General features: G+C 32.1%; 21 protein-coding genes. All 21 read left to right on the forward strand.

Annotated elements, in window-relative coordinates; all coding sequences use genetic code 11:
• A partial coding sequence (locus tag SPJ17_RS01780) for a hypothetical protein (RefSeq protein WP_321092161.1) occupies nucleotides 1-597 on the forward strand: 597 nt, incomplete at its 5' end.
• Nucleotides 598-706: 109 nt separating this feature from the next.
• Nucleotides 707-1,303 carry a CpXC domain-containing protein gene (locus SPJ17_RS01785; protein ID WP_321092164.1) on the forward strand — a complete coding sequence of 199 codons (597 nt, stop codon included), beginning with the start codon at nucleotides 707-709 and terminating at the stop codon, nucleotides 1,301-1,303.
• A gap of 19 nt (nucleotides 1,304-1,322) precedes the next feature.
• Nucleotides 1,323-3,671, forward strand: coding sequence for a hypothetical protein (locus SPJ17_RS01790; RefSeq protein ID WP_321092166.1), 2,349 nt, complete (start codon nucleotides 1,323-1,325; stop codon nucleotides 3,669-3,671).
• Nucleotides 3,672-3,767: 96 nt separating this feature from the next.
• Nucleotides 3,768-4,472 (forward strand): ABC transporter ATP-binding protein, encoded by a 705-nt coding sequence (locus tag SPJ17_RS01795; RefSeq protein WP_321092168.1) that lies wholly within the window; start codon nucleotides 3,768-3,770, stop codon nucleotides 4,470-4,472.
• Nucleotides 4,472-6,946: an FtsX-like permease family protein gene (locus SPJ17_RS01800; protein WP_321092170.1), complete on the forward strand. Its 2,475-nt coding sequence runs from the start codon at nucleotides 4,472-4,474 to the stop codon at nucleotides 6,944-6,946. Before SPJ17_RS01795 ends, SPJ17_RS01800 begins: the two co-directional genes overlap by 1 nt.
• Nucleotides 6,947-7,029: 83 nt before the next feature.
• Nucleotides 7,030-7,446, forward strand: a complete 417-nt coding sequence (locus SPJ17_RS01805) for a transcriptional repressor (protein WP_321092171.1) — start codon at nucleotides 7,030-7,032, stop codon at nucleotides 7,444-7,446.
• On the forward strand, nucleotides 7,443-8,432 hold the full coding sequence (locus SPJ17_RS01810) for a metal ABC transporter substrate-binding protein (RefSeq protein ID WP_321092173.1): 990 nt from the start codon (nucleotides 7,443-7,445) through the stop codon (nucleotides 8,430-8,432). Before SPJ17_RS01805 ends, SPJ17_RS01810 begins: the two co-directional genes overlap by 4 nt.
• Before the next feature lie 16 nt (nucleotides 8,433-8,448).
• Nucleotides 8,449-9,111, forward strand: coding sequence for a metal ABC transporter ATP-binding protein (locus SPJ17_RS01815; RefSeq protein WP_321092175.1), 663 nt, complete (start codon nucleotides 8,449-8,451; stop codon nucleotides 9,109-9,111).
• Nucleotides 9,108-9,929 carry a metal ABC transporter permease gene (locus SPJ17_RS01820; protein WP_321092177.1) on the forward strand — a complete coding sequence of 274 codons (822 nt, stop codon included), beginning with the start codon at nucleotides 9,108-9,110 and terminating at the stop codon, nucleotides 9,927-9,929. The genes SPJ17_RS01815 and SPJ17_RS01820 overlap by 4 nt, the downstream gene beginning before the upstream one ends.
• 490 nt (nucleotides 9,930-10,419) lie before the next feature.
• On the forward strand, nucleotides 10,420-10,662 hold the full coding sequence (locus SPJ17_RS01825) for a (2Fe-2S) ferredoxin domain-containing protein (protein WP_321092179.1): 243 nt from the start codon (nucleotides 10,420-10,422) through the stop codon (nucleotides 10,660-10,662).
• A 1-nt stretch (nucleotide 10,663) separates the two neighbouring features.
• Nucleotides 10,664-10,948 carry a (2Fe-2S) ferredoxin domain-containing protein gene (locus tag SPJ17_RS01830; protein ID WP_321092181.1) on the forward strand — a complete coding sequence of 95 codons (285 nt, stop codon included), beginning with the start codon at nucleotides 10,664-10,666 and terminating at the stop codon, nucleotides 10,946-10,948.
• Nucleotides 10,929-12,602 carry a [Fe-Fe] hydrogenase large subunit C-terminal domain-containing protein gene (locus tag SPJ17_RS01835; protein ID WP_321092182.1) on the forward strand — a complete coding sequence of 558 codons (1,674 nt, stop codon included), beginning with the start codon at nucleotides 10,929-10,931 and terminating at the stop codon, nucleotides 12,600-12,602. The genes SPJ17_RS01830 and SPJ17_RS01835 overlap by 20 nt, the downstream gene beginning before the upstream one ends.
• Nucleotides 12,595-13,767 carry a SpoIIE family protein phosphatase gene (locus SPJ17_RS01840; RefSeq protein WP_321092183.1) on the forward strand — a complete coding sequence of 391 codons (1,173 nt, stop codon included), beginning with the start codon at nucleotides 12,595-12,597 and terminating at the stop codon, nucleotides 13,765-13,767. Before SPJ17_RS01835 ends, SPJ17_RS01840 begins: the two co-directional genes overlap by 8 nt.
• 11 nt (nucleotides 13,768-13,778) lie before the next feature.
• Nucleotides 13,779-15,206, forward strand: a complete 1,428-nt coding sequence (locus SPJ17_RS01845) for a 4Fe-4S dicluster domain-containing protein (RefSeq protein ID WP_321092184.1) — start codon at nucleotides 13,779-13,781, stop codon at nucleotides 15,204-15,206.
• A 159-nt stretch (nucleotides 15,207-15,365) separates the two neighbouring features.
• On the forward strand, nucleotides 15,366-15,800 hold the full coding sequence (locus SPJ17_RS01850) for an Rrf2 family transcriptional regulator (RefSeq protein ID WP_321092185.1): 435 nt from the start codon (nucleotides 15,366-15,368) through the stop codon (nucleotides 15,798-15,800).
• A 240-nt stretch (nucleotides 15,801-16,040) separates the two neighbouring features.
• Complete coding sequence (locus tag SPJ17_RS01855) at nucleotides 16,041-17,321, forward strand: O-acetylhomoserine aminocarboxypropyltransferase/cysteine synthase family protein (protein WP_321092186.1); 1,281 nt, start codon at nucleotides 16,041-16,043, stop codon at nucleotides 17,319-17,321.
• 13 nt (nucleotides 17,322-17,334) lie between these two features.
• Nucleotides 17,335-18,264, forward strand: a complete 930-nt coding sequence (cysK, locus tag SPJ17_RS01860) for a cysteine synthase A (RefSeq protein ID WP_321092188.1) — start codon at nucleotides 17,335-17,337, stop codon at nucleotides 18,262-18,264.
• 255 nt (nucleotides 18,265-18,519) lie between these two features.
• Complete coding sequence (locus tag SPJ17_RS01865; protein WP_321092190.1) at nucleotides 18,520-18,645, forward strand: hypothetical protein; 126 nt, start codon at nucleotides 18,520-18,522, stop codon at nucleotides 18,643-18,645.
• 79 nt (nucleotides 18,646-18,724) lie between these two features.
• A complete protein-coding gene (locus SPJ17_RS01870; protein WP_321092192.1) occupies nucleotides 18,725-20,374 on the forward strand; it encodes a transposase in 1,650 nt (549 codons plus the stop codon).
• A 193-nt stretch (nucleotides 20,375-20,567) separates the two neighbouring features.
• Complete coding sequence (locus tag SPJ17_RS01875; protein WP_321092194.1) at nucleotides 20,568-20,801, forward strand: type II toxin-antitoxin system prevent-host-death family antitoxin; 234 nt, start codon at nucleotides 20,568-20,570, stop codon at nucleotides 20,799-20,801.
• Nucleotides 20,785-21,198: a PIN domain-containing protein gene (locus tag SPJ17_RS01880; RefSeq protein WP_321092196.1), complete on the forward strand. Its 414-nt coding sequence runs from the start codon at nucleotides 20,785-20,787 to the stop codon at nucleotides 21,196-21,198. The genes SPJ17_RS01875 and SPJ17_RS01880 overlap by 17 nt, the downstream gene beginning before the upstream one ends.
• The last annotated feature ends 424 nt before the right edge of the window (nucleotides 21,199-21,622 follow it).

Consider the following 21,622-nt stretch of genomic DNA (forward strand, 5'->3'; position numbering starts at 1 on the left):
GGATTCTTTGCGTATTATGGAATGTTACTTGTTTCAGGATTTGTTGTATATTCCATTTTGGTATTCTTCTTTACAAAAGCGAATAATGTAATCGATGGTATACTTTGTACCTTAATGGCAACGATTATTTTATGGCCAGTAGTCATAATGCTAGAGAAAATGATTCACCCAAATGCCTATATGAATTATATCGATTCTTTTGTTCTATTCAATTATTATAGTTATTCAGTGAATTTTACAAAGATGATTTTATTTCATGATAAGATAAACATGGATTATGTGCCATTAATTATATTTTCAATCTTAGGCGTTTTTGCATTCATAGGACAATATTTTATGTCCTTAGGATTTAAAAGTGAAGATGCAGGACAAAGAAGTGAATCTTGGTTTTGTTATAAGATCATGCTTCCTGTATTTTTGATTTCAACGATATTCTCTTGTCAAAATATTATTATCGCAATTATTATTTTACTATGTACATATCTAGCTTATGTATTATATAAGAGAAGCTTTAAGCTAGATAAAAAGACTTGGATTATATTTGCTTGTGTTATGGTTTTAGAAATCACATCTTTTATTATAGGTGGTTTATTTTAGCAAAATACGTTAATTAGTACCTGAAATTAGTGCCTGAAATATTGTAATTTTAGTTTTTTTTGATATACTAAACTATAAAACAATGCAGTGTTTAGGAGGCAAGACGTATATGAAAAAAACGCTTCAATTAGTATGTCCTGTTTGTGGCCATCATTTTTCAGATGAACACTATAGTTCATATAATTTACAGGAAGAAAATGGCGATTTATCTAAGATACTAAATGATTCCTGGATAAAACACAAATGTCCTAAATGTAATAGTGAGATATCTGTCATTGATACGATGGTATTTCATGATATGAAAAAAGGACTTATGATATATTATTTCCCAGAAAATTCTGGAACGACAGAAATCCATGAATCGTTTGTGAAAAAATATAATTATCCTTCCAATTATACAATTCGTATCGTTGAGGGTAAATACAATGATTTCAAAGAGAAGATATTATTATTCGAATATGGAATCAATGATTATGCAGTTGAACTTTATAAAAAAGATATCATATTAAAAAAATATAAAACAAACGATATTTATGAGGCTCATTTGCTGTTTGACAAATACTCAATTCCTCAAGGCTTTGTGATGTATCAAAAAGATTCAAAACCTATTATAGAAAGATTCGACGCAAATGAATACGAATCATATGTTGAAAAGACTATGAAACTATCCAGTATGCTACGTGTTCATTATTCACTAATTCTTTAGTTTAGGAGGGTTTAAAACAATGAAATATCGTGGGATATTAAAATCATTTTTATGTTCTGTTCTTTCATTCCTTTTGTTTTTTACTTTGGTCGGATGTAGTTTTAACTTTGACGATGTTAAGGAAAAAGGCTCTGAAATATGGGAAGATATCAAAGACAAAGGTCAGTCAATATTATCGGGAGCAGAAGATATATTTGGAAAAGCGAAAGATAAAATTGTTGAACTATATGGAACAACAAAAGGTGGTGCCATTTGGCTTTATAATGAAGCAGCAGATTGGACTGTTGATGGATACAATAAAGCTAATGCTAAAGCTAGAGAGATAATTGGAGATGCAAAAGAGTATATTGTTGGTTTAACTACTCCAAAAACATATGAAATTCAATACGCACAATCAAATCCAGGCAAACCTATTAAGGATTTAAGTGCTGGCACTTCGTTTGATCTTACAAATGCGTTAGTAATTGATAATAACTATTTAACTGAACAATTTGTTGCTTATTATTTAAGTTCGGTTTTAGGGGCTAGAGGATATACCGTTTTAAATGGCGCAGCTTATTATAAAGATAATATCTATGGTGGATTAATATTTACAAAAGGAGACACCTTTATTGAAGAAAACGGAACTAAAATATGCTCATGTGGTTTCGTTCAATTGGTGCCAGAAAATTATAACGGATTAAAAATAACTGATAAGATGGTTCAAAGTGGATTAATTGCAGTTTCTACTAATTCGTATGGAGGAGATGCTCAATCATTTATTGTTGACGAGTGTGCAACAATTGATAGTTTTAGTGGAATATTTAATAACATTTACTTCAAATATACACAGTCTGATCATTATGTTGTTAACATTACATTAAAAGCTAATAAAGAAAGTAATTACGATTCAACAGTAGAACTATACGATTTCGATAATGATAAAGTTATTTATTCTTCAGAAGATGCTGAAAGAGAAGTAAAAGAACTATATGTAAATAATCGTGAGTGCTTTGATGGAGCAGTCTCAAATGTTAATGCAATAGTTGATGTCGAAGAAAACATGGAGGGAGATTTATCTTCAGTATTTCTTCTTGATGGTAAAACACTGGATAAGTTATCTGATACTGCTTCTGGTGGCTCATCAAAGGTTTCTGATTTTATAAGTTCTAGCTTAAAAACAGGATTATTCAGCAAGATTAAATCTATAAAAGGGAATCAATTTTTAACTGTTGATAGTGATGGTAAATCTCATGTTCTTGGTTCTGAAAACGCAATGGACTCTGGCCGAGTTACAAATGGATTAATTTCAACAATAGGTTCTTGTCTTGCTACAGCAGGTGCAGTAGCTTCTGTAGTATGTGTTTGTAAAGCTGGTGTTGTTGCGGTTTCTGCTATTGTAATTACTACTGGTACAGCATCTATCATTTATAACGTATCAAATATGATTTCAGGATGCCAGGATGTATATTATGGGGCAAAAGGGGATATCTCAGAATCTCAGAATCCAGTGTTAGCAGTATTTAAAAGTTTGATTCCTGATGAACAAACAGCAACATTAATTTATCATATTTGGGGAGCCGCTAATACTTTAGTTTCTAACATTATGATGCCTGTTTCAAAAGCTTTAAATATTGCAAAAGTAAAAGGACTTAATGCGTTCCAAACAGCCGGCAATGTTATTCGTGCTTCTGTTACAACAGTTGCAAAAGCGTTGGCTTCAGGAATTGGTGCTGGAATTGTCGCTAACTATGTTGCTAAAGTTGTCACTAGAGTATCTAATGATGAAAATCTAGGAAAACTAGTAGGTTTTGGTGCTTGTTTAGTTTCAGGAATGATTATCTATAAGGGCCTTGATTTAATAGATAAAAAATTAGACGTAAGCGGTTTGTATCCTAAGGCAGATGTAAAGAACTCTTTTTATAATAATAAAAAAGAGCAAACAAAACAATTGTATAAAGAAAATGTTTCAGGGAAGCAACGTGGTGAGGACGAAGAACTTGTTAAAGTTCTTACTGACATAGCTGCAGATCAATACGGAATTGAAGAAAAGCCAATGGTTAGAATTGTTTATAGTAATAATACTGCTGATTGTGGTTCGTATGATCCTAATAGTAATACGTTAACCGTTAATATGCGTGCTGATGAGCATATGACATTAAAAGGATTAGCAGATACTATTGGTCATGAAATGAGACATGCATGGCAATATCAAGATGCTATTTATAATGGTAATGTTGAAATGTATGATTCATTAGCAAATTATATTGCACCAAATCCAGACGGTTCTAATTATACAGCTTATCAAACTCAATTATGTGAAGCAGATGCTTGGGAAGCTGGAAGTAAGTTCTCACAATTTATTTTAGGATTAATAGGAAAATTTTAGCAAAATAGTTTTGTAAAAATCTCAGAAATCTGAGATTTTTATTGTTATAAAGGAGCCCTATATTGTATAATGATAAAGATAGAAAAGGTGAAAAAAATGAAGAGTATTGAGGTTTCAAATTTAGAAAAAATATATAATGAAGGCGAAGAAAATGAGGTAAGGGCATTAAATGGTATCTCCTTCAGTCTAGAGGAGGGTACATTTGCGGTAGTTCTTGGCCCATCTGGTGCAGGTAAATCCACATTATTAAATATATTAGGTGGTATGGATGATGCAACAAGAGGCTCCTATAAGGTAGGAGAATTCGATATCGCTAAATTTAATAATAAGGAGTTATCCTTATTCCGACGCCAAACGATTGGCTTTGTTTTTCAATTCTATAACCTTATGCCGAATTTAACTGCTTTAGAAAATGTAGAGCTTGCGGCAAGCGTTGCAAAGGATCCTCTAGATCCTTTAGATGTTATAAAAAGAGTAGGACTAGAAAAGCGCGCGAACAATTTCCCAAGCCAGCTTTCTGGTGGTGAGCAGCAAAGAGTATCTATCGCAAGAGCGGTAGTGAAAAACCCTGAGCTATTACTTTGTGATGAGCCTACCGGAGCCTTAGATAAGAAGACAGGTGCGACAATTTTAAAGCTTTTATACGATATTGGTAAGGAATATAATAAAACCATTATCATTGTTACGCATAATCAAAAAATTGCTATGTGTGCAGAAAGGGTATTTAGAATATCTGATGGTAATATTATTTCCGATGAAATCAATCCAAATCCGATAAAGCCGGAGGAGGTTGATTGGTAATGAATAAAAAGAAGGCATTCTCATTATTAAATAAAATGATGGTGAGAACGATAAAACAAAACCTTATGCAATTTATTGCGATTATTGTCATTGGTGCTATTGCAGTTACCTTATTTGTAGGTTTACATGCAAATGCGGATGTTTTTGAATCTCAAGTAAATACAGTGTATGAGGAAGGCAATTTAGCGGATTTATGGGTTACGACCAAAAGCTATGATGAAAAGGACTATGATAATATAAAAGCTCTTTTAAGTGATGGAGATTCTATGGAATCTAGAATCTATATCCCATCAGAATCTAGTGCACATTCTCTTTTTATTACCGTTGTAGATGAAATCCCTACGATTTCTAAGCCTTACGGGAAAATAATAAATACAGAAAAGAACACTATAGATGATTTTATTTATATAGATAATGATTTAATAAGCTTATCGGATTCCTATTCTATCTTATATAATTTAGGTGATGAATTTTCGTTTACCTTTGATATATCAAGCTATAATTTAGGCGCTTATGCAGCTTTATTAAACAAGTTTGTTAAAGAGGGCAAAGAGAATATTTTCGCTAAGGATTCCATAACACTTACAACAACCATAGATGGCACTATGGATTATCCTGAGAATATAACGAAGGCATCCTATAATCATAGTGTTGTTTTAATAAGTGAGGCTAGAATAAAAAGAATTGCAAGAGAGCTTTTAGAAGAGAATTATAAGGATAATGTAGTCAATCTAATTTATAATTATTTATTGACTATGCTGAATCCAAATCAATATGTGATTAAAGCAAAAAATAGTGATGCACTAGAATTAAAAAATAAGATTGATGCATATTTTCTAGCAAAGGGAAGCAATAATAATTTACTTATGACAAGCCAAAGAAGTGGTATGCCCTTTTATATGGTCATCGACAATGATGTCAAGCAGGCCAGAAACTTTACTTATGTATTCCCCCTATTCTTTTTCTTAGTTGGTGTATTAGTTATTTTAACTACACTAACCCAAATGATATTAAAGGATAGAACGCAAATCGGTACTCTTAAGGCTATAGGTGTACCCAAAAGAATGATTATGCTGCATTATATGAGTCTAACCGTGACGTTAGTCTTAATCGGTACAGTAATCGGCGAGGTCTTAGGCCCAATGATATTGCCTAAGATCTTAGGTAAAAAATATGGTATTATTTATCAATTGCCAGCTGCACCATATAAATTCCCATGGCTATATGGTATTTTAACGTTGGTTGTATTTGTCGGTGTTGGCATTCTTGTTACTTATATTATTGCAAGAAAAGAAATTATGCTAAAGCCATCAGAATCTATGAGACCAAGGGTAGTTCGCTTAAAAAATCATAAGAAAAAAATAGAATTTAAGAAAACAAAATTCTTTTCACTTAAGATGGCATTCCGTAATATTTCTTTAAATATAGGTAAATCGATTATGGTTATCGCAGGAGTGCTTGGCTGTACTGCATTATTAGTTTCTGGCTTTGGTATTGAGGATACTCTAAATTATGGTATAGATAATGATTTAGGGTTGTTCTATAGCTCGGATTTAACGATTGTATTCAATAGTTATAAAACAAAGGAAGAATTAGATTCCGATGTGGCTAAATTAGATGGATTGGAATATTATGAATATTCCATTCATCAAGCGAGTGAGGCCTATAAGGATAGTAGTTGCAAAATGGCATCTACGATTTATATCATCCCAAATGAGGGAGAAGCCGTTAAGGTGGATTTCCCCATCAATTCCTGTATGGTATCTAAAAATGTTGCAGAAACCTTAGGACTTGATGTTGGAGATATGGTTCATTTTACTTATAATTCTATCGATTATCAGGCTAAGGTAGATAGTATTTATCCAGCATTTTATTACAATGGAATTATCTTACATGAGGGCAATGAAATATTTAAGGATTGTTCTACCTTTAGATATACATTATTAGAAATAGGATTAAGTGATAAAACAAAGGAGAAGGAATATTTAGAATATTTCGAAGGCTTATCCTATGTCAATGAGGCAAGAACCCCATCGCATTGGGTTGAAATGACCGAAAACCTAATGAGTGGTATTTCTGTAATGACAAATGCGGTTAAAATATTTGCTATACTTTTAGGTATTGTTGTCATTTATAATTTATCCTTAATGAATTTTAAAGAAAGAAGCAGGGATATTGCAACCTTAAAGGTTTTAGGCTTTAATCAAATGGAAATCGTAAGATCTCTACTTATTGAATCCTTATCCTTGACGTTCGCAGGTGTAGTTATAGGATTAATTTTAGGATATCCATTTATGCTACTCGTGCTAGAGAATAATATAGTATCCTTAGTTTCCTATTTATACCATATATATTTTAAGACCTATATTCTTGCCTTCCTATTAACCTTTGGTGTCGCAATAGCTATAAATATGCTACTGTCCTTAAGGATTAGAGGAGTAAAAATGGTAGAGTCCTTAAAGAGTGTCGAATAATACCGCGTTTGCGGTATTTTTTCTTGACTTAGAAAAAAAGAGGCGTATAATAAATTTGCAAATGATTTGCAAAAGGTGATATTATGGAAAAGGATTATAAAACAAAGCCAAAGGAATATATAATAGAATTCCTAAAAAAACATAAGAATACAAGCTTTAGTGTGCAAGAGGTTTATAACGATATAAAAGAGTCTGGTTATGACATTAATTTAGCTACGGTTTATAGAAATATTCTAAAAATGGTAGATAAGGGAATGCTATTAAAGCATCAGGCATCGAATCAAAAATATGCTACATATCAATATGTAGAATCAAAAAAATGCTTAACTCATTTTCATTTTGAATGTAAGAAATGTGGTATGGTAATTGCTTTAGGCAATGGGGAAAGTGAGGATTTTGTTTCTATGGTGAAGGAGAATCTTGGCTTTATGATAGAACCACAAAATACATATATCAGCGGTGTTTGCAAGAAATGTGGGGAGAGGTTTATATATTTATGATGAAGAAATTTAGCTTTGTGTTTTTAAGTTGTATGTTTTTATTTGTTTTAGCCTTAACATCCTGTGGAGGAAAAAGCTTGGATGTTATATCTACAATATATCCAGGGGCTGATTTTGCAAAGGCAGTTCTTAAAGATTCTACTATGGAAGCAGATATGTTAGTTAAGCCTGGCGTAGATATTCACAACTATAGTCCATCTGCAGTAGATATAAAGAATGTATTAAAAGCAAAAGTATTTATATATGTAGGTGGAGAAGATGATAGCAAGTGGGTTGAAGAGGAAATTCTATCTAGTGCTCCAAAGGAATTAAAGATTATAAATATGTTTGATTGCTTAAGAAATGCGGGCGTTTCCTTACTTGGTGAAGAAAAGCCTACCTCTGCTGAAGATGAACTAGAAGAAGAGGATGCAATAGATAAGGTAGAATACGATTCTCACGTATGGACATCGATTACGAATGCGAGTATTATAGTAAAGGCTATTTGTGATGCCTTATGTGAAATTGATTCTAGTAATAAGGATAAGTATATCAGAAATACGAATGCATATATTACATCCCTAAATACGATGGACGAAGAAATTAAGGATATTGTTTCAAATGCAAAAACGAACTTTTTATGCTTTGGCGATAGATTCCCATTTCTATATTTTGTAAAAGAGTATGGAATAAATTATGATGCAGCATTTATGGGATGCTCATCGAATAAGGATGCATCAAGTAAGGTAATTGTATCTTTAACAAATCAGGTGAAGAAAAAGCATCTTTCTTATGTTTTTGTCGTTGAAATGTCATCTTCAACGGTTGCAAGAACAATTAAAGAGGAAATTGAAAAAGAAAAAAAGAATGGTTATGATGGACCAAGTATTGAAATTTTAACCTTCTATTCTATGCAAAATATTACAAAGGATGATTATAAAAAGGGCTATACATATCTAGATTTTATGAAAAAGAATGTAGAGGCATTAAGATTAGCTCTAAATTAAAAAAGGAGGAGTTCCCATGCTAGTTGAGGTAGAGCATTTATCACTTGGATACGAAAGACAAGCAGTTCTTCATGATATTTCATTTCAGATAGAGGAAAAGGATTTTATCATCGTCTTAGGCTCTAATGGCGTTGGCAAATCTACATTGGTTAAGGGAATGCTTGGACTGATTAAGCCTATAGAAGGTAAGATTACATATCATATAGATAACATAGGATATATGCCACAAGAAACTAGAGTGGATCCGAATTTCCCTGCCTCAGTTTTAGAAGTTATCATGTCTGGCTTTATCAATAAGGTTGGAATTCGTCCTTTTTATAATAAAAATGAAAAGAAAAAGGCTTTAGAAATTATGGAAATTCTAAAGATTACAGATTTAAAGAAAAAGATCTTTTCTCAGCTTTCTGGAGGACAAAGACAAAAGGTATTGCTTGCAAGAAGTCTATGTGCAACAGAAAATCTATTAATTTTAGATGAGCCTAGTAACAATCTAGATCAAAAATCAAAAAGTGAATTCTATACGACCCTAAAGCATTTAAATGAAGGTCATAATATAACGATTCTTATGATTACACATGATATAGATAATGATTCCTTAATCGGAAATAAGGTGTTAGCTTTATCCCAGGATGGTTATTATTTTGGTAAAACCGATGATTATTTGGAGGCCAATCTATGATATTCAATATTTTCGAGATGTTCTCCTATAAATTTATGGTTTATGCCTTTGTTGTCGGGGGTGCGATATCTATATGTGCTGCACTTTTGGGTGTATCTATGGTACTTAAGAAAAATTCTATGATTGGAGATGGCTTATCTCATGTTGGCTTTGGTGCTGCCGCTATTGCAAGCGCATTAAATTGGGCACCACTGGCCCTAGCTATGCCTCTTGTAATTGTTGCTGCTGTATTGATATTAAAGCTTACAGAAAAGAATAAAATACATGGAGATGCCGCCATTGGTATTCTTGCTGCATCATCACTTGCGATAGGATATACCGTAATTCATACACAGGGTACGAATGTCGATATTGAAGGATACCTATATGGTAGTATTTTAGGAATTACTAAAGAAGAATTAATCCTAAGTGTCGTATTAAGTATTATTGTCATTGGTACATTTATAGTATTATATAATAAGATATTTGCATTAACCTTTGATGAAACCTTCTTTAAATCGACAAGTAAGCATAGTGAATTCTATTCTATCATTATTTCCATTTTATGTGCCTTAACTGTAGTTATAGGCATGAAGGTTATGGGAGCATTATTAATATCTTCCTTAATTATTTTCCCAACAGTTTCTGCAAGACAAATCTTTAAAACCTATAAGAGTGTCATAATTTCAAGCGTTATCATTTCCATTCTTTGCTGTTTTTTAGGTTTAATCTTAAATTACTATATTGATACTCCTGCAGGAAGTATTATTGTAATTATTAATTTAGTTGTATTAATTTTATGTATTCTAATAGGTAAAATTAGAAAGAGAATTATATAAAATACAAGGGCATGAAAAAGTGTCCTTTATTTTTTTGAAATTCCATTATGATGTCTAGGGTTTATTTGGGACCTATAGTATGAAAAATAAAATAGCATACATTTAGAATCCTTTGTTTTTTAGTTTTAAAGATGACAACGGTCTAATGCTTTTTCTAAAGCTATATGTAACTTTAAAAGAGCACGGAATCATTGAATTTATACACAACATTTGTTATAATTTATTTGCCAAAAAGTCGTATGAAAGACTATATAAAAGGATTTAGAGCTTATTTCGTACACTTAATTATGGAATAAGCTTTAAATATGAATTACATACGAAAAGATAAAGGCGTGAAACTGAAATACAGTTTTCTATAGCAGGTTGTAACTATATTCAGAAATCTTAAGCATCGAATATAGGATTACTTCCTTTTTATTATGGATATTTCAATAACGGTATATCTTTCTGTTATAGTATGTATATAAATTAGGATAAAGGAGTAGGTATTATGAAAATTACAGTATGTATTGGTTCCTCATGCCATATTAAGGGTTCAAGAAGAGTGGTTGAAGAGCTTCAAAGATTAATTAAGGAAAATAAGCTTGAGGATAAGGTGGAGCTTGTTGGTATATTTTGCTTAGGCAAATGCCAGCAAGGTGTATCGGTTATGGTAGAGGATCAATTCTATTCCGTTAAGCCAGATACAGTAATGGAATTCTTTAATACTGAAGTACTAGCGAGAGTGATGTAAAATGATTGTTCAAATTTGTGTAGGCTCCAGTTGCTATCTTAAGGGATCTGAAAAATTAGTTGAGCTTTTTCAAAAGACAATTCAAGAAAATAAACTAGATAATGAGATTATCTTAACAGGAAGATTTTGTTCAAATAAGTGTAATCGTGTAGGCGTTACAATAACAATAGATGATGATATTTTTACTGGCATTACACCAGAAACCTTTGATGCATTTTTCAAGGAAAAGGTAATGGTGGCTTTAGAAAAGGAAAGGGCGAAATATAATGGAATGTCTAACTCTTAAAAAATCAAATTGTAAAAACTGTTATAAGTGTATTCGTCATTGTCCTGTAAAATCGATTCGTTTTTCAGGAAATCAGGCATATATTATCAGTGATGAATGTATTTTATGTGGTCAGTGCTTTGTCGTTTGTCCACAGGATGCAAAGCAAATCGTCGATGAAACGGAAAAGGTTAGAGTCTTACTTCAAAGTGGAGACCCTGTGGTTGTTAGCTTAGCACCTTCCTTTGTTGCAAATTACGAGGGTGTAGGTATAGATTCTATGCGTGATGCATTAAAAAAGCTAGGATTCTATGATGTAGAGGAAACGGCAATTGGTGCAACGATTGTTAAAAAGGAATATGATAGACTGATTAATGAAGGGAAAAGAGATATTCTTATTAGCTCTTGCTGCCATTCCATTAATTTACTTATTCAGAAGTATTATCCAAATTTACTTCCTTATCTTGCTGATGTTTTATCTCCAATGCAGGCGCATTGTATAGATATTAAAAAGAGAATTCCAAATGCGAAAACTGTATTTATTGGGCCTTGTGTTGCAAAGAAGGATGAGGCTCAGAAGTATGGGGACATTGTCGATGCTGTTTTAACCTTTGATGAGCTTACGGCATGGTTAAATAACGAAAGGATTTCTCTAGAAAAGAAAAAGGATAAAAATGAAAAGAGTCTTGCAAGATTCTTCCCGACGACAGGTGGAATTTTAAAGACTATGGCTAAGGCAAATCCAAACTATAGCTATATGGCTATCGATGGTGTTGAAAACTGTATGGCTGCACTTAAGGATATTGAGGCAGGAAATGTACATAACTGCTTCATCGAAATGTCTGCATGTGTCGGTAGCTGTGTTGGAGGACCTGTAATGGAAAAATTCCATAGGTCTCCAGTTAAGGATTATTTATCTGTATCCGATTATGCAGGAAAAGAGGATTTTGAGGTAGCACAGCCTACACCAAATGAGGTTGTGAAGCATTTCTTAACGATTAATCGTGGCACAACACTTCCTAGCGATGCTGAAATCCAAGAAACACTTCGTCAGATGGGTAAAATGAAAAAAGAGGATGAGCTGAATTGTGGTTCTTGTGGATATGATACTTGTAGAGCTAAGGCGATTGCGATTTTACAGGGTAAGGCAGAAATTTCAATGTGCCTTCCATATCTGAAGGAAAAGGCTGAGAATTTTTCAGACACAATTTCTAGAAATACACCAAATGGATTAATTGTACTTAATGAAACTCTAGAGGTACAGCAGGTAAATCAAGCTGCACTTAAAATGCTTAATTTACGTAATCCAGGGGATATTTTAGGAGACCAGGTCATACGTATATTAGATCCAAATGACTTTATTAAGGTATTAAATATGGGAAGACCAATTCATGATAAGAGAGAATATCTTGCGGAATATGGCAAATATGTAGATAAGACGATTGTTTATGATAAGGAATATCATTTACTGTTAGGAATTTTACGTGATGTGACGGAAGAAGAATCTCAGCGTGAGCGTAAAGAAGAAATTAGTCGTCAAACCGTAGAAATTGCAGATAATGTTGTAGAAAAGCAAATGCGAATTGTTCAAGAAATAGCATCTCTTCTTGGTGAGACTGCAGCAGAGACAAAAATTGCTCTTACAAAGCTGAAGGAGTCGATTGTTGATGAATAATTTATGTGCAGATATTGGCTGGAAAAGTATAAATCATGAGGGAGAAGAGCTTTGTGGAGATCATGTAGATATAGTAAACCAAGGGGATAATTCCCAGGTTATTGTTTTAGCCGATGGCCTAGGAAGTGGAGTTAAGGCGAGTATTTTATCTACACTTACATCAAAGATTATTTCTACAATGATGGCAGAGGGATTAAAGCTTGAGGATTGTGTTTCAACGATTGCAGCAACATTACCTATATGCTCTGTAAGAGGTGTTGCATATTCTACATTTACAATTATTCATATTATAGAAAATAGAACCGTTGAAATTATTCAATATGATAATCCTAAGGTCATATTTTTAAGAAATTTTAATGTTTATAATTATCCTACAAAGGAGCTTAATATTGAAGGGAAAAAGGTTTTAAAATCCATTATTAATCTACAAGAGGATGATTGCTTAATCGCAATGAGTGATGGATGTCCTCATGCTGGAATTGGTCTTGCATATAATTTTGGATGGAAGCTTGAGGATATTGCTGATTTTATGCTTTCTTTAGCTCAAGCAGGATATAATGCAAAAACTTTAGCTACTATGCTAGTTGACCAGTGTGATAAGGAATATGGACACCACCCAGGGGATGATGCAACGGCCTGTGTCATCAAGGTAAGAAAAAGAGAACCAGTGAATATTTTATTTGGACCTCCACGTAATTTTGATGATAATAATCGTATGATGTCTTTATTCTTTTCTAAGGAAGGAAAGCATATTATTTGTGGTGGTACAACCTCATCGATTGCCGCAAGATACCTTGGCAAAGAGGTAAAGGTAAATCTTTCCTTTGAAAGAGGAGATGTTCCTCCAATTGCTGAAATTGAAGGGGTTGATTTAGTAACTGAGGGTGTTATTACCATCAGTAAGGTAATTGAATATGCAAAGGATGCTTTAGGTCAAAATAAGCTTTATGAAAAATGGGGCTTTCAGCGTGATGGAGCATCACTCATTTGTAGGCTTTTATTTGAAGAAGCAACAGATATAAACTTTTATGTTGGAAGAGCGGTAAATCCAGCACATCAAAATCCGGATTTGCCGATTACTTTTAATATTAAAATGAATCTCGTTGAGGAATTATCCGAATGTCTTAAAAAGATGGGGAAGAGGATAAAGGTAAGTTATTTCTAAGGAGATGTACTATGGAGTTTAGAAAATTTGATACAAAGGTTCAATATTTAAAATATAAGGTACTTCGTGAGGTTGCAAAAGAGGCATGGGAGGATACTCTTTTAGAGAATGTTATGAGTATTCCACAAACGATTGTACCAGGAAAAACTCCTACTATGCGCTGTTGCGTATATAAGGAAAGAGCTATTCTTGGAGAAAGAGTTAAAATTGCAATGGGTGGGGATAAGAATAACCCTAATGTAATTGAGGTTATTGATATTGCCTGTGATGAATGCCCAGCTGCAGGCTATGAGGTTACAGATTCTTGCCGTGGGTGCTTGGCTCATCGTTGTGAGGAGGCTTGTAAAAGGGGTGCCATATCCTTTGACCATAACCATGTAGCACATATAGATAAAACAAAGTGTGTAGAGTGTGGACAATGTGCAAAGGTATGTCCTTATTTTGCTATTGTAAATCGTAAGCGTCCTTGTCAAATTGCTTGTAAGGTTAAAGCAATTTCTATAAATGAGGATAATGCTGCTGCAATAGATAATAGTAAATGTATACAATGTGGTGCTTGTGTATATCAATGCCCATTTGGTGCAATTTCAGATAAATCCTATATTTTAAATGTTATCGATCTTATAAAAAAGAGTAAGCAAAATACAGAATATAAGGTTTATGCTATTGTAGCTCCATCTATATCCAGTCAGTTTACCTATGGTAAGCTTGGCCAGGTAATAAAGGGACTTAAGGAATTAGGTTTTTTTACAGTGGTTGAGGCTGCCCTAGGTGCAGATATGGTAGCACAAGCGGAGTCTAAAGAGCTTTCAGAGAAGGGCTTTTTAACAAGCTCTTGCTGTCCTGCCTTTGTGCAGTATATTAAAAATTCATTTCCGGATTTACTTCCTTTTGTTTCTCATAATTTATCTCCTATGGCAACCCTTGCAAAATATTTAAAAACAACGGATGAAAAAGCAAAGGTTGTGTTTATTGGCCCTTGTACAGCAAAGAAAGCTGAAGCTAGGCTCGATACAGTAAAGCCATATATCGATGAGGTAATTACGTTTGAGGAGCTTCAGGCACTATTTGATAGTAAGGATATAAATATAACTACACTTGAGGAGGATGTACTTGACAATGCATCCTACTTTGGTAGAATCTTTGCACGATCCGGTGGATTATCCGATGCTGTTTTGGAAGGCTTGAAGGAGCAAAATATTGATTTTGACTTAAAGGCCTGTGCTTGTGATGGCATTGAGGCATGTCATATTGCACTTCTAAAGAAGAGGAAAAACGTACTGGATGCAAACTTCATTGAGGGAATGGCTTGCGTTGGTGGATGTATTGGTGGGGCTGGATGTCTAACCCATGGGGAAAAGAATAAGGCTGGGGTAGATAAATACGGAAAAGAAGCCTTAGAAAAAACCATTAGTGATGCTGTTTCAATATTGAAATAATATGGTAAAGAATTGAAGTTTGAATCAAAGCCCGATTTATTATCTATTTATAATATTTCAAAATTTTAGGAGAAAGGCCTTTTGGCTTTTCTTTTTTTCTACTTTTTAAAAAAATAATGTTATAATACTATAGTAAATTGATAGGAAAAGAGGGATAACATGATTTCAACAAAGGGAAGATATGCTTTAAGATTAATGATTGATATTGCAACATATTCAAATGGTAAGCCTGTTTCACTAAAGGATGTGTCAAAAAGACAGGATATTTCTATAAAATATTTAGAACAGGTTGTATCCTTATTAGTAAAGAGTAGACTATTGATTAGCGTAAGAGGTAATACAGGTGGATATATTTTAACTAAGGATATTAAAAACTATAATACCTTTGAAATATTATCTGCTGCAGAAGGAACTTTAGCACCAGTTGCATGCTTACAGACGGATATTAATATTTGTCCTAGGGCTTCTAGCTGCACGACCATTGATTATTGGAAGGGATACTATGAGGTGATTAAAAAATATACGGAAGGTATTTCTTTAGAGGATTTAGTGGACAAAGAAAAAAATAAAATGGGAAATGATTATAGTATTTGAGTGAGCCTAGATTCCTAGGCTTTTAATTTTTTCAAATTCGTCATTTACAATTTATAAAAAAGATGTATAATATAGTTATCCTAGTAAATATATAGGAATAGTAGAAAAGGAGTGAAATTATGATTAGAAAAAACATTCGATGTATGTGCTTAGGGAAAATGAATAAGAAAAGGAGTCATAATTTCATGTGTGGCTCCAAGTTAGAAGAAAAATTTTTAGAATAACTATAGGAGAGATAAAATGAGTAACTACAAATTTGAAACATTACAATTACATGCAGGACAGGAAAATCCAGATTCTGCAACAGGAGCAAGAGCTGTTCCTATCTATTTAACATCATCATACGTATTTAATAATAGTGACCATGCAGCCGATCGCTTTTCTCTTCGCGATGCAGGAAATATTTATGGTAGATTAACAAACCCAACACAAGGGGTATTTGAAGAAAGAATTCGTGCACTTGAAAATGGTAGTTGTGCACTTGCGGTTGCATCAGGTGCAGCAGCAATTACTTATACTATCCAAGGATTAGCCTTCGCTGGCGATCATATTGTTGCAGCAAACAATATTTATGGTGGATCAATTAATTTATTACAGCATACATTGCCTAATTATGGTATTACAACAACCTTTGTTAAGCCAATCCCTGAAGAAATCGATAAGGCAATAAAGGAAAATACTAAGGCTGTATTCATCGAAATATTAGGAAATCCGAATTCTGATGTTGTAGATATTGAAGAGATTGCAAAGGTAGCACATAAGCATAATATTCCACTTGTTGTCGATTCAACCTTTGCAACACCTTATCTAGTAAGACCACTTGAATATGGTGCGGATATTGTCGTACATTCTGCAACAAAATTCATTGTAGGTCATGGTACTGCACTCGGTGGTGTAATTATCGAAGGTGGTAAATTCGATTGGAAAAAGAGTGGTAAATTTAAGCATTTAGTTGAACCAAACGTCTCTTACCATGGTATATCCTTTTATGAAGCTTTAGGTCCACAGGCCTTTGTTACCTATATTCGTGCAATATTACTACGTGATACGGGTGCTACAATTTCTCCAATGAACGCATTCATTGCTCTAGAGGGGCTTGAAACATTATCTCTAAGAGTAGAGCGACATGTAGAAAATGCACTTAAGGTTGTTAAATTCCTTAAAAATCATCCAAAGGTAAAGAATGTAAATCATCCATCCATTACTAAGGATTTAAAGCAACAAGAATTATATAAAAAGTATTTCCCAAATGGTGGAGGATCCATATTTACATTTGATGTTGTAGGCGGAGAAAAGGAAGCAAAGACCTTCATTGATAATTTAAAGATTTTCTCGCTTTTGGCTAATGTTGCAGATGTAAAATCTTTGGTTATCCATCCATCCTCAACAACACATTCAGAAATGACAAAAGAGGAATTAGCTCGTGTAGGCATTTATGATAGTACTATAAGATTATCTATTGGTACTGAGCATATCGATGATATACTTGATGATTTAAAAAATGCATTAAGCAAGATTTAAAAAGAGGCATAGTATGAGCAAAATATATAAAACAATTACCGAATTAGTTGGTAAAACGCCACTTGTCGAATTAGTAAATTATAATGAACAAAATAAGTTATCTGCAACAATAGTTGCAAAAATAGAAGGCTTTAATCCTGCAGGTTCTGTAAAGGATAGAATTGCGAAGGCTATTATTGAGGATTATGAGGCTAAGGGTATATTAAAGAAGGGGGCAACCATTATTGAACCAACCAGTGGTAATACTGGTATTGGTCTTGCAGCCATTGCTGCAGCAAAGGGCTATCGTTTAATTATTACATTACCAGAAACTATGTCCGTAGAAAGAAGAAATCTAATTAAAGCCTATGGTGCAGAATTAGTACTAACTGAAGGTGCAAAGGGGATGAAAGGAGCTATTGCTCGCGCAAAGGAATTGAATGAGGAAATTCCTAATTCGATTATCGCTGGTCAATTCGTCAATCCTGCAAACCCAAAGGCGCATTATGATACAACCGGCCCAGAAATTTGGGAGGACACGGATGGGAATATTGATATATTCGTTGCTGGAGTAGGTACTGGTGGTACAATCTCTGGTGTTGGTAAATATTTAAAGGAGAAGAATCCTAATATTCAAATTGTAGCTGTAGAACCAGCCACCTCAGCTGTATTATCTACAGGTGTTGCTGGCCCACATAAGATTCAAGGTATTGGTGCAGGCTTTGTACCGGATACCCTAGATACAACTATTTATGATGAAATCATTACTGTATCTAATGAAGAAGCATTTAAAACAGGTGCAAGTGTAGTGAAGAGTGATGGCGTGTTCGTTGGTATTTCCTCTGGCGCTGCATTATATGCTGCAACAATTCTAGCTAAAAGAGAAGAAAATAAAGGAAAAAGAATCGTTGTATTATTGCCAGATAATGGAGATAGATACCTATCTACACCATTATTTAACTAAGTACCTTCAAGGAGTTCAGATGGACTCCTTTTGTTCATTGAAACTTATTGATATCATTTGATACTAAGAACTTTTAAACTTCTATATAACATTCGGTATATAAAACATTTGAACTTATATATGGGAAATCGAAGGAACTATATTCGGTAAAAAAGTTTTGTTGGCAAATAAAAAATGTATTCAGTTTAAATTCACTTGGTATTACAATTTGTTGTGACATTTATTGTGACATTTATTGTGACACAGGAGGATGCAATGAATTTAGGACGAGAAAATGAAATAGTTGAATTTAAAGAAACAAGTGGAGAAATTAATGAAGCGGTAATTGATATTGTTGCAATGCTAAATCCTAAACTTTTCATAAATTATACTACTAAATAATCAAAATTTTCTTTTGCTTTTAGATTGCTTTTTCTTTATTTAGTTGTATAATATAACTAAATAGAAGGGCGGTGCTACTATGCTTAAAGATACACTTGTTACTATTCCTAAAAACACTAGAGAAAAGCCTCAAAATGGTAATGTTTATATTTATCATGTAATTGAATCTGTTTATGATCCTGCTAAAAGATATAATACTGATAAAAGAATATGTATTGGTAAAAAATATGATGATACTAAAATGTATCCTAATGATAATTATTTTAAATATTATGATTCTCCTGAAGAATATTTAGTTGAAGCACCAGAATTTTCAGATTGTATCAAAGTTGGCGCTATGATGGTTTTTGATAGAGAATTATCTAATTTAGGTATTTCTAATTTATTATCTTTTATAATTCCTGAAAATAGCGATATATTTAAAGATTTAATTTATTATTATACATTTGGATTTAATACTGCTACTCAGTATTATAAATATTTCATAAGAGAATATTATTCGTATTGTAATAAAATATATTCTGATTCTCAAATCTCAAGAATCATTAATACATTAACTGATGATAATATTTCTTCTTTTTTAAGTGGATGGAATAATTTAAAAGAAGAAAAAGACGAAATATTAATTGATTTTGATGGCACTAATATGAATAGTAGTATATCTGAATCATCACTTGCTGAATATGGTAAGCCAAAAGATGATGAAGGATTACCACAAATCAATCTTTCTTATGCTATAGATCATAATACTGGTATGCCTTTATTTTATGAATTGTATCCAGGCTCAATTACGGATATGAGTCAAACTAAAATAATGATAGATAAAGCCAAGAATTATGGCTATAGCGATAAAAATATTACATTTATTTTAGATAGAGGCATGTTTTCTAAAAATAATTTAGATTATTTAGAGGAAAATGGCTTTAAATATATTATTATGGCTAAAACATCGCTTGATATAATTCATAATTCAATAATAGCGAATATGAATAAAATAAAGAATCAATATAAATATTTTATTTCATCACATAACTTATATGGAATAACTCTTGAAAGAGATGTGTTTAAGGATAAAAAATTAAAATGTTTACATATTTATTATGATGATGAAAAAGCTTCAATAGAAAGGAAAATATTAGCTTCTAATTTAGCTTATTATGAAGAATGTTTAAAAATAATATTAGAAAACAAGAAAACTAAGAAAGCAGAATTAAAGCCATATAAAAAATATTTCTTATTTGAAGAGGATAAAGATGGATATATAAATAAATATGATGTTAATAATCAAATTATTCAAGGTGAAATGGATTTATGTGGTTTCTTCGCTATAGTTACTAAAGATAAATTAGATACTTCTTATGTAATTGATGAATATAGAAAAAGAGATATTATCGAAAAGACATTTAGAGATATCAAATCATATATGAATATGAATAAATTCAAAGTTCATAGTGATACTAAAATAAAAGTTAAAACATTTATAGCTTTTATTTCATCAATAATAAAAGCTAGTATTAATACTAAACTTAAAAAATATTTAAAAGAAAATTCAAGCGATACTTTAATAACGGTATTTAAAGAATTATCTAAAATAGAAGTCACAAAGATTAATGATGTTTATGTAAGAAAATATGCATTAACTGGAAAACAAAAGAAAATCCTCACTGAGTTAAATCTGAGCGAGGATACATTAAAATCATATATTAATTTACTTAATATGAGCCATTAATTTTGGCTCATTTATTTTTAGTTATATAAAAGTTGAAAAGTTTAGGAAATATGAGTTTACTCATAGAGTGAATTTTTATTCACTTTTGTTCAAGTGGTTATGTCTAAAATAACATATGGTAAAAATAGTTATTTTATTGACAAAAATGTCTAAAATAATATATAATAAAAATAGCTAGAAAGGATGATGAACTATGCAAACAGTAAAAGCAACAGAACTACAAAATAATTTCGGAAAATATTTGCAATCTGTTATCGATGGTAATGAGATTATAATTATAAAAAACGGTAAAGAAGTTGCAAGATTAATATCTAAAGACAAGACTGTATCATATTTGTCGGATTCTTTATTAGGAATTCTTAAAAATGATATTTCAGAGAAAGATATCACAAAAGAAAGGGTATTAAAGCATGAAGGTCTTGATTGATACTAATGTTATTTTAGATGTTTTATACAAAAGAGAGGGATTTTATGAAGATTCTTTGAAAATATGGAAACTTTGTGAAACAAGGAAGATAGATGGATATATTTCTGCACTTTCGATTCCTAATATTGTATACATTTTAAGAAGAGAATTAGATCCTGAAAAGACTTTAGAAGTTATTAATAATATTAACTTGGTTTTTAAAATTTATGATTTGAAATCAGAGATAATTATGCAAGCCGCAGAGAAAAAAACGAAAGATTACGAAGATGCTTTACAAATGGTTACTGCTCAAAAACTAAAAGCTAGTTTTATTGTTACAAGAAACATTAAGGATTTTACAGGTAGTAAAATAATTGCAGTAAAGCCATCTGAATTATTAGAAAGAGTAGATTTTTAAAATGTTAGGAAAAAAAGTATAATAGCATCGGATGCTCATAAGCTGTTTATTGATTTTAAAAATATAAGTCTTTGCTTGAAAGAAAAGATGAATTATAAAATGAGTGAAGTGATTGTTTCATTTATAAATGAATATTTAGGCCAAGGATAAACAAAAAAGCACAGAGGATGTGCTTTTTTATTTATTAGTAAATTTAAAACTCTATTTATTATTACTATTCGTATTTATTTGTATTAAGTAGGAATAAAAAAAATAAAATATTTTTATAATAGACATAAATAACGTCAAAATAGGGTGTATTATATAAAAAAGAGAGGAGGTGAATTGATGTGAAAAGATATAAAGTTTTAAAACAAAAACTAAAATCTACTAGAGGTGAATTTTTTATCTATAGATTTCTTTCAAGAATGTGTAAGAAAGCATA

Source organism: Anaeroplasma sp., assembly GCF_034179385.1.
Taxonomy (GTDB): domain Bacteria; phylum Bacillota_I; class Bacilli_A; order Acholeplasmatales; family Anaeroplasmataceae; genus Anaeroplasma.

Bases quoted from the DNA above. Each gene is read 5' to 3' on its own strand.
- SPJ17_RS01815 (WP_321092175.1), top strand. From the start codon at position 8,449: ATGCTAGTTGAGGTAGAGCATTTATCACTTGGATACGAAAGACAAGCA.
- SPJ17_RS01805 (WP_321092171.1), top strand. From the start codon at position 7,030: ATGGAAAAGGATTATAAAACAAAGCCAAAGGAATATATAATAGAATTC.
- SPJ17_RS01865 (WP_321092190.1), top strand. From the start codon at position 18,520: ATGAATTTAGGACGAGAAAATGAAATAGTTGAATTTAAAGAAACAAGT.
- cysK (WP_321092188.1), top strand. From the start codon at position 17,335: ATGAGCAAAATATATAAAACAATTACCGAATTAGTTGGTAAAACGCCA.
- SPJ17_RS01850 (WP_321092185.1), top strand. From the start codon at position 15,366: ATGATTTCAACAAAGGGAAGATATGCTTTAAGATTAATGATTGATATT.
- SPJ17_RS01795 (WP_321092168.1), top strand. From the start codon at position 3,768: ATGAAGAGTATTGAGGTTTCAAATTTAGAAAAAATATATAATGAAGGC.
- SPJ17_RS01830 (WP_321092181.1), top strand. From the start codon at position 10,664: ATGATTGTTCAAATTTGTGTAGGCTCCAGTTGCTATCTTAAGGGATCT.
- SPJ17_RS01825 (WP_321092179.1), top strand. From the start codon at position 10,420: ATGAAAATTACAGTATGTATTGGTTCCTCATGCCATATTAAGGGTTCA.
- SPJ17_RS01785 (WP_321092164.1), top strand. From the start codon at position 707: ATGAAAAAAACGCTTCAATTAGTATGTCCTGTTTGTGGCCATCATTTT.
- SPJ17_RS01800 (WP_321092170.1), top strand. From the start codon at position 4,472: ATGAATAAAAAGAAGGCATTCTCATTATTAAATAAAATGATGGTGAGA.
- SPJ17_RS01870 (WP_321092192.1), top strand. From the start codon at position 18,725: ATGCTTAAAGATACACTTGTTACTATTCCTAAAAACACTAGAGAAAAG.
- SPJ17_RS01790 (WP_321092166.1), top strand. From the start codon at position 1,323: ATGAAATATCGTGGGATATTAAAATCATTTTTATGTTCTGTTCTTTCA.
- SPJ17_RS01875 (WP_321092194.1), top strand. From the start codon at position 20,568: ATGCAAACAGTAAAAGCAACAGAACTACAAAATAATTTCGGAAAATAT.
- SPJ17_RS01835 (WP_321092182.1), top strand. From the start codon at position 10,929: ATGGAATGTCTAACTCTTAAAAAATCAAATTGTAAAAACTGTTATAAG.
- SPJ17_RS01840 (WP_321092183.1), top strand. From the start codon at position 12,595: ATGAATAATTTATGTGCAGATATTGGCTGGAAAAGTATAAATCATGAG.
- SPJ17_RS01880 (WP_321092196.1), top strand. From the start codon at position 20,785: ATGAAGGTCTTGATTGATACTAATGTTATTTTAGATGTTTTATACAAA.
- SPJ17_RS01855 (WP_321092186.1), top strand. From the start codon at position 16,041: ATGAGTAACTACAAATTTGAAACATTACAATTACATGCAGGACAGGAA.
- SPJ17_RS01845 (WP_321092184.1), top strand. From the start codon at position 13,779: ATGGAGTTTAGAAAATTTGATACAAAGGTTCAATATTTAAAATATAAG.
- SPJ17_RS01810 (WP_321092173.1), top strand. From the start codon at position 7,443: ATGATGAAGAAATTTAGCTTTGTGTTTTTAAGTTGTATGTTTTTATTT.
- SPJ17_RS01820 (WP_321092177.1), top strand. From the start codon at position 9,108: ATGATATTCAATATTTTCGAGATGTTCTCCTATAAATTTATGGTTTAT.